At 40.2% G+C, this 13,468-nt stretch carries 10 protein-coding genes; 4 read left to right on the top strand and 6 right to left on the bottom strand.

Annotated features, from left to right (window positions below):
- Window positions 1–76: 76 nt before the first annotated feature.
- Window positions 77–2,812 (bottom strand): DNA polymerase I, encoded by a 2,736-nt coding sequence (polA, locus tag A9479_RS11100; RefSeq protein ID WP_064663456.1) that lies wholly within the window; start codon window positions 2,810–2,812, stop codon window positions 77–79.
- Window positions 2,813–3,322: 510 nt separating this feature from the next.
- Here polA and elbB point away from each other — a divergent pair.
- From elbB to A9479_RS11085, 3 genes are all read left to right on the top strand, one after another.
- Window positions 3,323–3,970, top strand: a complete 648-nt coding sequence (gene elbB / locus A9479_RS11095) for an isoprenoid biosynthesis glyoxalase ElbB (protein WP_028834474.1) — start codon at window positions 3,323–3,325, stop codon at window positions 3,968–3,970.
- Between the two features lie 223 nt (window positions 3,971–4,193).
- Complete coding sequence (locus tag A9479_RS11090; RefSeq protein WP_016899314.1) at window positions 4,194–4,586, top strand: cytochrome c5 family protein; 393 nt, start codon at window positions 4,194–4,196, stop codon at window positions 4,584–4,586.
- A gap of 174 nt (window positions 4,587–4,760) precedes the next feature.
- Window positions 4,761–7,325 (top strand): diguanylate cyclase, encoded by a 2,565-nt coding sequence (locus tag A9479_RS11085; protein ID WP_064663454.1) that lies wholly within the window; start codon window positions 4,761–4,763, stop codon window positions 7,323–7,325.
- A 13-nt stretch (window positions 7,326–7,338) separates the two neighbouring features.
- Here A9479_RS11085 and rep read toward each other — a convergent pair whose 3' ends face one another.
- Window positions 7,339–9,357 (bottom strand): DNA helicase Rep, encoded by a 2,019-nt coding sequence (rep, locus tag A9479_RS11080; protein WP_016899315.1) that lies wholly within the window; start codon window positions 9,355–9,357, stop codon window positions 7,339–7,341.
- Window positions 9,358–9,470: 113 nt separating this feature from the next.
- Here rep and A9479_RS11075 point away from each other — a divergent pair, with 113 nt between their 5' ends.
- Entirely contained in the window at window positions 9,471–9,734 is a 264-nt protein-coding gene (locus A9479_RS11075; protein ID WP_008112735.1) for an accessory factor UbiK family protein, read from the top strand.
- A 48-nt stretch (window positions 9,735–9,782) separates the two neighbouring features.
- Here the strand turns inward: A9479_RS11075 and A9479_RS11070 are convergent, their stop codons facing one another.
- From A9479_RS11070 to A9479_RS11055, 4 genes are all read right to left on the bottom strand, one after another.
- Entirely contained in the window at window positions 9,783–10,427 is a 645-nt protein-coding gene (locus tag A9479_RS11070; RefSeq protein ID WP_064663453.1) for a hypothetical protein, read from the bottom strand.
- A 1-nt stretch (window position 10,428) separates the two neighbouring features.
- Complete coding sequence (can, locus tag A9479_RS11065; protein ID WP_008112739.1) at window positions 10,429–11,094, bottom strand: carbonate dehydratase; 666 nt, start codon at window positions 11,092–11,094, stop codon at window positions 10,429–10,431.
- 10 nt (window positions 11,095–11,104) lie between these two features.
- On the bottom strand, window positions 11,105–12,289 hold the full coding sequence (locus tag A9479_RS11060; protein ID WP_064663452.1) for a methyltransferase: 1,185 nt from the start codon (window positions 12,287–12,289) through the stop codon (window positions 11,105–11,107).
- A gap of 107 nt (window positions 12,290–12,396) precedes the next feature.
- A complete protein-coding gene (locus A9479_RS11055) occupies window positions 12,397–13,380 on the bottom strand; it encodes an ABC transporter substrate-binding protein (protein WP_064663451.1) in 984 nt (327 codons plus the stop codon).
- Between the last annotated feature and the right edge of the window lie 88 nt (window positions 13,381–13,468).

Raw genomic sequence — 13,468 nt, 5'->3', positions numbered from 1 at the left:
CGCCTAGCGGCGCTTTATGATTCTCTTTTTGGACTCTGTATTTGGCCTATATTAAAACCAGTACAGTAGCGCTAAATTAGTGTGCTTGTTCCCAGTTATCACCTTCGTCAGCTTCAACAATAAGTGGTACATCTAACTGCGCCGCTTGTGACATCAGCTCACAAATCTGTTTGGTATATTGCTCAGTACATTCTGTTTTAATCTCAAATACCAATTCATCGTGTACCTGCATGAGCAGCTTAACTGTATTAGGTGCTTGCTGATTAACCCAAGCATGCACGCTTAACATCGCTTTTTTAATAATATCAGCCGCAGTGCCTTGCATCGGTGCATTAATTGCTGCGCGCTCAGCGCCTTTGCGACGAGCGCCATTGCGCGCATTTATTTCTGGTAAATGTAAGCGACGACCAAAAATTGTTTCTACATAGCCATTTTCGGCCGCTTTCTCACGCGTTGTTTCCATGTACTCTAAAACACCTGGAAAACGCTCAAAATATTTATCAATATAATGCTGCGCTTCATGGCGTGGTACATCAAGTTGACGTGCTAAGCCAAATGCTGACATACCATAAATTAAGCCAAAGTTTACCGCTTTAGCTTTACGGCGCATATCTGATGTTACCTCTTCAAGCTCAACCCCAAATACTTCAGCAGCCGTGGCACTGTGAACATCTAAGCCATTAGCAAATGCGCTTAGTAATCCCTTATCTTGCGAGAGATGCGCCATAATACGCAGTTCTATTTGACTGTAATCGGCAGCCACAATTTTATACCCATCTGCGGCAATAAACGCTTCACGAATACGACGCCCTTCCTCTGAACGAATAGGAATATTTTGTAAATTAGGATCGCTTGAGCTTAATCGACCTGTTGCTGTTACCGCTTGGTGATAAGAAGTATGCACTCGCTGCGTGCGTTCATTGACTATCAAGGGTAACTTATCGGTGTAGGTTGATTTGAGCTTAGATAAACCACGATGCTCAATAATCACTTTAGGCAATGGGTAATCATGCGCTAACTCTTGTAGTACTTCTTCTGCTGTAGAGGGCGCGCCTTTAGGTGTTTTTTTGATAACGGGCAATTCGAGCTTTTCAAATAACAGCACCTGTAGTTGCTTTGGTGAGCTTAAGTTAAACGGTTCGCCCGCGATTTCAAACGCTTCTTTTTCAAGCTCAAGTAATCGCTCACCTAAACGTTGGCTATGCGTGGCCAACATGTTGCTGTCGATAGCAACACCGGTGCGCTCAATATCAGAAATAACACTTACTAGTGGCATTTCTATATCTTCAAACACCGATTTTAGTTTTTCATCCGCTTCAAGTTTCGGCCATAACACTTGGTGCAAACGCAAAGTAATATCGGCATCTTCAGCAGCATAAGGCGCTGCTTTTTCAAGTTCTATTTGATTAAATGTAAGCTGCTTTTTACCTTTACCAGCAATATCTTCAAAGCTAATATTTTTGTGGCCTAAGTATTTAAGCGCCAACGAGTCCATATCATGACGGGTGCCTACGCTATTAAATACATAAGACTCCAGCATAGTGTCGAACTTAATACCATTTAATTCGTAGCCTGCATTGGCAAGCACGCTTTTATCGTATTTTAGATTTTGACCTACTTTAGCTTTATTTTCGTCTGCTAATATCGGCCCCAACTTTTGCATCACAAATTCAAGGCTTAACTGCTCGGGCGCATCGGGATAATCATGTGCTATTGGTAAATAAGCCGCTTCCCCTGCTTTAACCGCAAAGCTCATACCGACCAATTGCGCTTTCATATACTCTAAACTGGTTGTTTCTGTATCAAAAGCAAATAGCTCAGCTTCATTAAGCTGTTCTATTAATGTCTCAAATTGGGCCTCAGTTAAAATAGTTTCATAGTGCGCATCTTCAACTTTTGGCAGCTCATTCTCTTGCGTTGGTACTGCTAAATGTGTGTCGGCATCTTTTGGGTTGTCTAGCAATTCAGCTAGCCAACGACGAAACTCACATTCACCGTATAAGGCAATTAATTCGTCTTTATTCGGTGTTTGTAATTTAAAAGTATCAAGATCAGATTCAACCTCAACATCACATTTAATAGTGGCAAGCTCATAGCTTAACGGTAAATGATCAATCGCTTTTGCCAGTTTCTCGCCTATTTTACCTTTTATATCAGAAGCATTATCAATTACGCCCTGAAGCGATCCGTACTTTTGTAACCATTTAACTGCTGTTTTAGGTCCACAACCCTCAACGCCAGGAATATTATCTACTTTGTCGCCCATTAAAGCTAAATAATCGATAATAAGTTCAGGTCCAACACCAAACTTTTCAACCACAGTTTCGGGATCTGAAATACTGTCGGTCATGGTATTAATCAAGGTTACATGCTCATTGACCAACTGCGCCATATCTTTATCACCAGTCGATACCAGCACATGACGTTGTTGCTCAGAGGCAATCCGTGCAAAAGTACCGATTACGTCATCGGCTTCCACGCCCTCAATACTAATTAACGGAAAACCCATTGCTTTGATAATACTGTGCAGCGGCGCTATTTGAGTACGCAGATCATCAGGCATTGGCGGACGGTTCGCTTTATACTCACTGTACATATCATTTCTGAAGGTTTTACCTTTGGCGTCAAATACCACCACCATATGTGAGGGATCATATTGTTTGATCAAACTTTTAAGCATGTTTACCACGCCATAAATGGCACCGGTGGCCTCACCCTTAGAGTTGGTTAGATGTGGTGGTGAATGATAAGCACGAAACAAATATGAAGAGCCATCAACTAAAATAAGCGGGTTTTCGGGGATCTGAGCCATGGTAAAATTGGATCCTAAATACAAAAAAGTAATATGAGTGTAAGCATGCCATAAGGCAGTAAATAAAACGACTGTGAATTAATGTGAGTAATCGCGCTACATTTTTAGTAAGTTGTGGATAACTATGTAGATAACACCCACAAGCAATACATCCGAAGCATCTTAAAATGCCTAGATTAATTTGTAACTTATTGTTTTGTTTAAACAAAGATAATTCGAGGTTCTTTTTTATTATTTTTCTATTAATGTGGAAAAAGCATTTATACCGTCACTGGTTTTATAACCCACCTTAATTATTTACGTCCATTTAAATAACTGGATGAGCATTCTAGCATAATGGATCAAAGATCATAGCGATCCTTTATAATTTTTTTCATGCCTACTAATCACTAAATGGCATATAGCGCATAACAACGTGCTTTGCGCCTAAAAAACGAGCAAATAAATTTTTAAATCGGCTGATTCATCGTGTTAAACTTTATTTAAGAGACTTTAATGGAGCGAAATAATATGAAAAATATAGCTGTAATTTTAGCAGGTTGTGGTGTGTTTGATGGTAGCGAAATTAATGAGGTGGTACTGACTTTATTACACATTGAAAAAAATAATGCTCAGTATCAGTGCTTTGCACCTGATATAGAGCAGTATCACACCATTAATCACATCACTGGTGAAGAAATAGCACAGCCGCGAAATGTATTAGTTGAATCAGCTCGCATCACCCGTGGCAATATAAAGTCACTCGCTGAATTAGACGTTACACAATTTGATGCACTCATTGTCCCTGGGGGCTTCGGGGTAGCTAAAAATCTATCTGACTTTGCTATTAATGGCACTAACGCTAAAGTAAACGAGGCAGTACTTAGCGCTTGTAAAGCGTTTGCGGATGCAAAAAAAGCCACGGGTTACATGTGTATTGCACCGGCTCTATTGCCTTTTATTTATCATAAACCTCAGCTTACTATTGGTAATGATAGCGACACAGCCGAGGCTCTTAGCACATTAGGCGCTGAACACGTAGAGTGTAAAGTGGATGATATTGTTATTGATAAAAGCAATAAACTCGTTACGACACCGGCCTATATGTTGGCACAGTCTATTATGGATGCAGATGCAGGAATCGATAAGTTAGTGCGTAACGTATTAGCTATGAGTTAGTCGTAAGGGCTTTGATCGCATTAAAGGCGTGATGATCCCGTTTTATAATTTAACTATGCGCTAAACCATGTAATTTTATTGAGTTAAGACAATCATTAGTCGTATTTCTAAATAAAATCGACTCTGAGCATTTTATAAATGACTTAGTGGAGTTATAATTGGTTTAAATTCCGTCATTTAAAATCGTGATTGATCACGTTCAAATTGAAGTGGGCAAGGCAAAATGAAAAAACTATCAGCTGCAGCATTACTTGTGCTAGCAACCACCGCATACGCACAGCCATATGATAACTCTATGACTGAAGATGCAATTAAAAAACGTTTAGCGCCTATCGGTGCTGTTTACCTTGAAGGTGAAAAAGTAGCGGTTGCTGCACCAACAGGGCCTCGTTCAGGCGAGCAAGTATATCAAGCGGCCTGTTTTGCTTGTCATGGTACAGGGGCTTTAGGCGCTCCTAAATCAGCTGACGATTGGGCTCCTCGTATTGCTAAAGGAAAAGATACCTTATTAGATCATGCAATCAACGGCTTCAATGCAATGCCGCCACGTGGTACATGTATGGATTGTTCTGATGATGAAATAAGCGCAGCAATCGACTTTATGACTGCTAAATAAAATCAGTCAGGCTAAAACTATAAATGAAAGGCTTACTCACAGTAAGCCTTTTTTGTTTCTAATTATCGACTTTTCGCAGCATAATTAAGATAAATATCTACTTGACGCAAAATGTTAAAAGTGGAACTATAATGATTAATAACTATACAAAAAATTATAACTGGTTAAACATCATTGGAAGATAAACTCATTGTACCGAGTAGCGTAGTGCGCAAAAATAAACGACTAAAAGCACTATTGAAAAAGTACAAACATGCCTACCACCTCCACAATGCCCTGATACAGCTATCAGAGCAAGCAAGTACTGTTGCCGAATTAACCTTACTTTACCCAGCTATTCATGACATTTTACAAAAGTATGTCCCGAGTAAAAGCTTTTATGTGGTGCTTGTTGAGCCGCAATCACAACAGTTGGAACTGTCTTATTTTTCTGATGAAAAAGATGGAATTTCTGTACCACTTAATCGGGAGAATAATTTTGAAGAAGGCGCAACGGGTTATGTGTTTAAGCAAGGAAAGACCACTTATTTCACTAAGCAACAAATGCATGATGCTGCACAGCAAGGCTTATTTAAAGCATTAGGTACACCTGCAGAACACTGGGTAGGCGTTCCAGTTTATCAAGAAAAAAATATTATTGGCGTATTAGCAGCGCAAAGTTACGACACTGAGCAGGGTTATAGTTCGCAACAAATAAACCTACTTGAAGCAATGTCACTTTATTTAGCGACAGCTATTGAACGCGTTAAGAAACGAGAGTTGCTCGAATCAGAAGTAAAACTAAGAACCCGTGCATTAACGCAAAGCAATGATGCTTTAAATGTTGAAATACAACAGCGAAAAAGCGCCCTGCAACGCCAGCAAATATTATTTAAAATTTCAGAGCTGACAACTCAAGCTAAAAACCTAGATGATGCTTATTTTCAAATACACGAAATAATAAAAACCATCACTTACGCAAAAAATCTTTATATTGCCTTGTATGATAAAGAAACGGGCTGGATTAGTTTTCCTTACAGTGTTGACGAATTTCAAGGCAGCACCCAACCAAGGCGCTTTGCAAAAGGGTACAGTGAGCTGGTGATCAGCACCGAAGAAACACAAATAATTCACCCGCAAAGAGCACAAGAGTTATTAGATAGTGGCATTGTAGAGCGTGAAAAACCAATTGATGAATCTAGAAGAGCCACCAGCTGGCTTGGCGCTCCGCTAAAAACATCGCAAGGGGTTATTGGTTTAATTGTTTGCCAAGCTTATAATAATGAACATCTTTTCACACAAGATGATGCAGAACTCATTACCTTTGTATCGCATCAAATTGCCACGGTATTACAAACAAAATTAGCCTCACAGGCGCTGAAAAAAAGTCACCAAGAGCTCGCTTCTCGAGTAAACGAAAAAACCAAAGAGTTAAGCCAAGCAAATTTGCATTTACAGATGCAAATTGATGAGCGTAAAAAAATAGAACAGCAGCTGTATCACGATGCGCACCATGACTCATTAACAAGCTTGCCTAATCGTAATTTATTTTTAACGCAGCTAGAAAAAACGCTACAGTTTTACCAACGTCACCCTGATGAGCACTTTGCGGTATTGTTTATTGATCTTGATAAATTTAAAGATATAAACGACCAGCTTGGGCACCATGCCGGAGACGAATTTTTAATTAGCGTGGGTCAGTTGTTCTCTCAATGTATCCGTGAGCATGATTTATTAGCACGCTTAGGGGGAGATGAATTTGTAATTTTACTCACTCATTTAACCGAGCCAAACCAAGCTGAAGATGTTGCAAATCGAATCATCAACATCATGCGAAAACCTTTCTGTACAAAAGGTATTTGTGTGCAAAGCGGCGCGAGTATTGGTATCACTTATTCAAAACAAAGCTATAAACATACAGATGAAATTATTAGAGATGCTGATGCCGCAATGTATTACGCTAAAAACTCTGGTAAAAATCGCTTCGAATTATTTCACCCGTTACTCACAGAGCCAATGCTGCAACATGAGTCACAAACATTGCACCATCTTGATGTATTACCTATGACGTTTCGTAGCTCAGATATTATTTCTATGGATGAGCATTATCAATATGCCTCATTATTTGAAGCGTTTGGTGAACACCCTGTACTTGGCTTTACTAGTTTTGATATTTTAAAGAAATTTGCAAGTGATAAAGAACAGCATATAAAAGTAGAACTCCAACTGATTTTACAAGCGTATCAACAAGCGAAAGACGCTGAAATAAGCGTTGCTCTTCTGCCTTGCTCAAGTCTGCTTTTAGAAAAGCATGAGTTCTCTTTATTAACTGCTGCACTAAAGCAGCCATTAAACATTGATCCACTTTGTTTGTTGTTTGATGATCAAGAATTACGTTACGCCAGTGCGCTGCAACTAGAAAACTTAAAACAGCTTAAAGCGCTGGGCTACTCTATTGGTCTAAATAATTTCGCAAAGGATAAATGCGAGCTTAATTTAGTGACCGAGATAGAATTTGATTACTTACTATTAAGCTCCACCTTTAGTAAGCGAATATTACAGCAAGAATGCTACGATTTGCAGTTGCAAGGGGTGTTGGCTATTACTAAGCTAAAACGTATCAAAGTAATAGCTAAAGGCCCGTCAATATTAAACTTTAGAGCCCTTTTAGATAAACACGGTCTAAACCTATTCGTTGCTAAACAGCACCCACTAACTAGCACTATGTCAGCCACACTGAAAAATTCAGAATTAAAATAACACTAAACATATATTATTGCGGCTTTTTCAGCATCGCTCTTAAGTTGGCAACCCGCGCTTGACCTTTTTCCATCCGTTCAGCTTGGGTATTCGGCGCTTTTTTGTTTTCAAAGGCTAAGTCATCTTGCGGTAACTCTTGCACAAATCGACTGAGCTCTGTTTGTGATGTCTCCCCAAACTGACGGCGGATTTTAGCATAGGTTAAAGTTAGCTCTTGTTGCGCGCGGGTAATACCTACATAGGCAAGGCGGCGCTCTTCATCCACATTGTCTTCATCAATGCTTACTTGGTGTGGCAACAATCCTTCTTCCATGCCTACCATAAATACATAAGGGTACTCGAGCCCCTTTGAAGCATGCAGCGTAAGTAATTGTACCGCATCTGCTTCATCTTCCTCTTCGTTTCGCTCTAGCATGTCCCGAAGGGTCAATTTACTAACTACTTCAGCCAGTGTCATTGGCGGATTATCGGCATCGCCTGTTAACATGTCTGTTATCCAGCGATACAGCTCGGACACATTTTTCATCCGCATTTCAGCGGCTTTGGCACTAGGCGATGATTCATACAAGTAAGCTTCGTAATTAATATTACGTACTAGATCCTTCACCGCCTCCAGTGTATCACTGCGTACTGCGTTATCCGACAGCTCAACCACCCAACGGGCAAACCCAGCTAACGCATTAAAACCACGTCCTTTTAGTCTGTATCCTAAGTCGTTATCAAAACAGGTGGCAAACAAGCTTTGATGTTTTTCATTGGCTAAGGTGCCTAGTTTTTCAAGCGTAACTGTACCTATTTCACGCCGTGGCGTATTCACGATTCTTAAAAAGGCATTGTCATCATCTTGGTTCACTAAAAGACGTAAGTAAGCCATGATATCTTTAATTTCAGAACGTGAAAAAAACGACATCCCGCCGCTAATTTTATAAGGTATACGGTTACTCATTAACGACTTTTCAAAACCACGCGCTTGGTGATTACCCCGGTACAAAATCGCGTAATCTTTATAGCTGGTGCGCTTCATAAACTTATGCGAAATGATTTCTGCAACCACACGCTCAGACTCATGCTCTTCATCGCGACAACCAATGACTTTAATTTGCTCACCATAGCCAAGTTCACTAAAGAGCTTTTTTTCAAACTCATGGGGGTTATTTGCAATTAATATATTAGCCGCTTTAAGAATGCGCCCTGCACTACGGTAATTTTGCTCTAGTTTTATTAATCTTAATCCTGGATAGTCTTTACTTAATAGCACCAAGTTTTGTGGGCGAGCACCACGCCAAGAGTAAATTGACTGATCGTCATCTCCTACCACAGTAAACCGTGCACGTTCACCAACCAGCAATTTTACTAATTGGTATTGGCTGGTATTAGTATCTTGGTATTCATCCACCAGTAAATACCGAAAACGCTGCTGCCAACGTTCACGTGAAGTGGCGTTACTGCTTAAAAGCAGCGTGGGGATCATAATTAAATCATCAAAGTCGAGTGCATTATAAGCGCGAAGTTGGTTTTGATAGCGTGCGTACAATTGAGCGAACAAGGCTTTTTGTGGCTCTCTGGCTTCGCGAATAGCTTGCTCTGGTAAAATGAGTTCATTCTTCCAGCTACCAATTTGCATTTTAAGTAGATTAAGTAAGTCTTTGTCTTTTTTAAGCTCATCTTCGGTTAAATCACCGAGTAGTTGATTCGTATCTTGGTCGTCAAACAGCGAAAAACCAGGCTTAAAACCCAGTGTTTTTAACTCTTTTTTGATGATTTCAAGCCCGAGTGTATGAAATGTAGAGACCCATAAACCTTTAGACTCTTGCTTTCCTAAGGTTTGCAAAACCCGCTCGCGCATTTCTTTAGCCGCTTTATTGGTAAAGGTAACCGCCGCAATATTACGCGCTTGATACTCACACTTCTGTACTAAGTAAGCAATTTTGTTGGTGATAACTCGTGTTTTACCCGAGCCTGCGCCGGCTAATACTAAGCAAGGACCACTAATGTACTTTACCGCTTCATCTTGTTTAGGATTGAGTTTCATAACGACCAGCTGATTGCAAAAAGACGGGCAATTTTAACGTAATCACTACAATACGCCTAGCCAATAAGGTAATATTAGTTATTATCATTTTAGGCAACAGGCAAGGGACGACTATGATTAACCCAGCAAAACTTGAAGAAATTGCGAAACAGATCACTAATAACATGCCACAAGGTGTAAAAAACCTGGCTGATACACTTGAAGGTAAAACCAAGCAAGTGTTACAAAATAAGCTTGCCGAAATGGACTTTGTAAGCCGTGAAGAGTTTGATATTCAAAGCCAAGTGCTGATCCGCACCCGTGAAAAGCTGACTGAATTAGAAGCAAAAGTAGCGATACTTGAACAGCAATTATCGGCAAAAACAGACGCAGAATAATAAATATAACGCCATAGACGAACCTGCTTTATGGCGCTAATCACTCAGTTATTCAAATAGCTCGTCCAGCACATAATAACCCGTTGCTTGTTGCTGCTCTATGCTCACCCTTAGCAATTTATTAGCTACTTGCTCACCGGTTATTGGTCTATACCGTTTGAAGATGCCAAAACGCGTTAACAGTGGCAGTACCACCTCACCTAACTTTTCTGCAATTCTAAGCTCTGATCGCTCGCCGACTAACAAAGACGGTTGCAATATACTCAAGCGCGAAAAACCAAGCTGCTTTACCTGCTGCTCAAGTTCCCCTTTGATTTTTAGGTAACGGCTCATGCTATGCGCACTTGCGCCACTTGATGACACCAAACAATAATGAGGAACAGCGTTATTGGCCGCCATTTGCGCACAAATAAATTGGTATTCAAAATCAACTTTACGCTGTGCTGCTACGCTTCCAGCTTGCTTTAGCGTGGTGCCTAAGCAGGAAAAAAACACGTCACCTTTGAACAATTCAACATGATGCGTCAAATTTTCAAAATCAATAACATGGCTAATTAATTTAGGATGAGAAAAATCTAATTGGCGGCGCGATAAGCTCACTACCTGCGAATAGCTAGAAGATGCTAACAGCTGTTGTAATAACTGGCTGCCAACTAAGCCGGTACTGCCGATTATTAGCGCCGTTTTGGCCATATTAAAGGTGACTGTCCGCAGATTTATTTAGTACATGGTGTACTGCTTTTTTATAGCTTTCACACTCTTCTTCAGCACAACTAACTACCGATTCTAAGTCATGCAAATGACCGTTTTCTAATCCATATACCCAGCCATGCACAGTGAGCTCTTGACCTCGTAACCAAGCATCTTGAACAATGCTAGTGCGCGATACGTTACGCACTTGCTCAATTACATTAAGCTCAATTAAACGATCAAGACGCTGTTTTTCTGGTAGAGCATTAAGTTGCTCTAAATGCTTTTCTTTTACATCACCAACGTGGCGTAGCCAGTTATCAATAAAGCCAAAGCGATCTTCGTTTAATACCGCTTGTACACCACCACAACCGTAGTGGCCAACAACCATAATATGTTTAACTTTTAATACTTCGACCGCATACTGCATAACCGATAAGCAATTATGATCTGTGTGCACTACCACGTTGGCAACATTACGGTGCACAAACAATTCACCCGGTAATAAATCAACAATTTGATTGGCAGGAACTCGTGAGTCAGAGCAACCAATCCATAAGTATTCTGGATTTTGTTGCATCGATAAAATTTTAAAAAATTCAGGATTAGCTTCGCTCGTTCTAGATGCCCAGCGTTTATTATTTTCTAGTAAGTTATTTAAATTTCTCATTACATCTCTTTTAGGTCGAGGGCGTTAAACTGGCTAAAATTAAAATATTACGGGGTGTTAATTGCTTCTCACAAAATGTACTAACACTGACGTTATAGCCTTGCTGTTGCAAATATAAAGCACGATCGAGCACAAGCCAAACTTCTATTGCTCTTCTAAACACATGTCGAACCAGTTCAACTCGCTCGGTTATCTTTTTTCGCGCCTGCCCAATCAATAAAAATTTATTGTAATCAATATCTTTTGGCAGTTTTAAGGCTTTTTTATCAGCTGCCCAGTTACAAAACGCTGCAAACGAATCTGAAAATATCGCTTTATTTACTGAAGGAACGCTGACATACACTGACTCACCAGTAAGTGACTTTCTTAAGGCATCAAACCCGAGTCGCCACTCCACTTCTGTTTTTCGCACTTTACCTACTCGCGAAGGAGCTGTAACCGTTTCTTGCAGGGCGAGCTTTAAATCTCTGTGGGTTAAATTAAGCCTGCTTTGCTGAGCGTACTCGCTCATCACTTGGTAATTATTATCAGTAAATAAATGATAGCAACAAGGTGAAAAGCTAATTTGTGGTACTTTTGCCGCACTAGCTTGATGCATAAAAGTTTGGTGTAACGCGCCGCAGGCATGCAAAGCGACGGCATGAGTGTGTGGGTTGAAAAAATCCTGAATGTTATCCTTAAGTACATCGGCTTGGCTAAATTGCATTGCCAGTCCCTGCTGCTGAGCACTTTTTTGCCCTTGTTCACACAAATGAGATTGTAGCTCAACGCTGTGGACACTTTGCGCACCATTAAAAGCTAACATTCGTCCTAAATGGCCTTTACCTGCACACCACTCCAATACAGGCTGGCTACTAGCGGGTAATGCGCCAACAAAGTCTTGTAACTGAGTAAACTTTCGACCTTTAATACCATTACTGATCCAAAACGGGTATTCCTTTCGACTGTTGGGAATGGCAGGTAATGACACTAATCGGCTAAGTTGCTCAACAGCGGGAATATAAGATGAAAAAAACTGATAAAGCTGCTGTTGATCAGAGTCTAACTCGGCAACTGCCTGGTCAGATAAAGCGCTTAAGGGTGCATGTAATTCAGGCCAAGGTAAGACGTCAAAATCAAACGCAGTGCATTGCCAATACGAGCGAGTATTCATTAGCAAAGAGTCGAGGGCAGAAAATTGCTCAATTAAGGTCATAACAGCTTAGGATATAAAAAAGACAATTAATTATACCAGCACAATAGCGGCTATTTAAGCGGTTATTTTTTTACCTAGTAGAGCAAGGGAATAGAGTAAGTAATCCACTAGCGCGATTTAAACATTAAACGTAAATAGAGGGGGATAGAAATAATGCTTATTATAATAGCCGCAATCAGCATCCAAGAAAGCTGTAGTGTTTCTTGCTTTTTATATTTATAAATAAAATCAGCTTTTACTTCATCAAACTTTGTTTGATCAATCTCATATAAGTCAGCAATTAAACGCCATTTAGCCATCGACATATTACCCACATTAGTACTCGGTGGAGCAATATAGTCTTTCAGTACCTCTGCCTCATATGCCAGTTGATGGAAGCTGCGATCAGGCGCATAAAACTGCTGGGTTATGGCAATGGCTTCATCCATATTCATTACCGCGTAGCGCCACCCTTTTAAACTTGCTTGATAAAACTTTTCTACCGTATCGGGGTGATACTTAACCATACTATCGCTGGTAAATAAAATATCCGCGTATACATCCATCCCATAACGTTGTGGACATATAAGTCTATGAGCAACCCCTTGCTGGTCCATATGATAAGGTAGGTCGGTAACATACACTTCTATGGCATCTAGTTTATTTTCCATCCATGCTTGTTGTAATTCATCGCCTTTGTAAACAGCCAGTTTTTCGGTATCAATACCACTGCGCTTAAGCATAGTTAGTAACTCAGAATTACTCTCTTTGCTGACTTCACTTACACGCTTGTTAATAAAATCACGGGCATGAAAAATATCTGAAGTTTCTTTTACCATCCAACAGTAAGGAGAAAACTGTAATATGGCAGCCATGGCAACAAAGGGTTCACCGGCAATACGTCGCTCTAATATACCTGAATGCGCTACACCAAATTGCGCCTCTCCTCGCTCTACCGCACCAAAACTATTTGGCCTTTTTGGATCTGCTGGAACTATATTGACGTCTAAACCGACCTCATTATAAAAGCCTTTTTGTTTGGCCATATAATAGCCAGCAAATTGAAATTGGTGTGTCCACTTTAGCTGTAGCGTCACTGATTCCTGCGCCATTAACTGGCTACAAAAAAAGCAGGTGCTAATTATTATTCCTTTAAGTAGCAAAGAAGACTTCCATAAACATGATAATTAATTATAACTA

This window comes from Pseudoalteromonas sp. MQS005 (assembly GCF_001661605.1).
In the GTDB taxonomy this organism is placed as follows: Bacteria; Pseudomonadota; Gammaproteobacteria; order Enterobacterales; family Alteromonadaceae; genus Pseudoalteromonas; species Pseudoalteromonas tetraodonis.
The sequence above is the reverse complement of the archived record's forward strand: the minus strand, read 5'-3'. Positions and strand labels throughout refer to the sequence as shown.

Excerpts from the sequence above, each read along its gene's own strand:
- A9479_RS11075 (WP_008112735.1), top strand. The coding sequence starts at position 9,471 with ATGATTAACCCAGCAAAACTTGAAGAAATTGCGAAACAGATCACTAAT.
- A9479_RS11090 (WP_016899314.1), top strand. The coding sequence starts at position 4,194 with ATGAAAAAACTATCAGCTGCAGCATTACTTGTGCTAGCAACCACCGCA.
- can (WP_008112739.1), bottom strand. The coding sequence starts at position 11,094 with ATGAGAAATTTAAATAACTTACTAGAAAATAATAAACGCTGGGCATCT.
- A9479_RS11060 (WP_064663452.1), bottom strand. The coding sequence starts at position 12,289 with ATGACCTTAATTGAGCAATTTTCTGCCCTCGACTCTTTGCTAATGAAT.
- A9479_RS11070 (WP_064663453.1), bottom strand. The coding sequence starts at position 10,427 with ATGGCCAAAACGGCGCTAATAATCGGCAGTACCGGCTTAGTTGGCAGC.
- polA (WP_064663456.1), bottom strand. The coding sequence starts at position 2,812 with ATGGCTCAGATCCCCGAAAACCCGCTTATTTTAGTTGATGGCTCTTCA.
- elbB (WP_028834474.1), top strand. The coding sequence starts at position 3,323 with ATGAAAAATATAGCTGTAATTTTAGCAGGTTGTGGTGTGTTTGATGGT.
- rep (WP_016899315.1), bottom strand. The coding sequence starts at position 9,357 with ATGAAACTCAATCCTAAACAAGATGAAGCGGTAAAGTACATTAGTGGT.
- A9479_RS11055 (WP_064663451.1), bottom strand. The coding sequence starts at position 13,380 with ATGGCGCAGGAATCAGTGACGCTACAGCTAAAGTGGACACACCAATTT.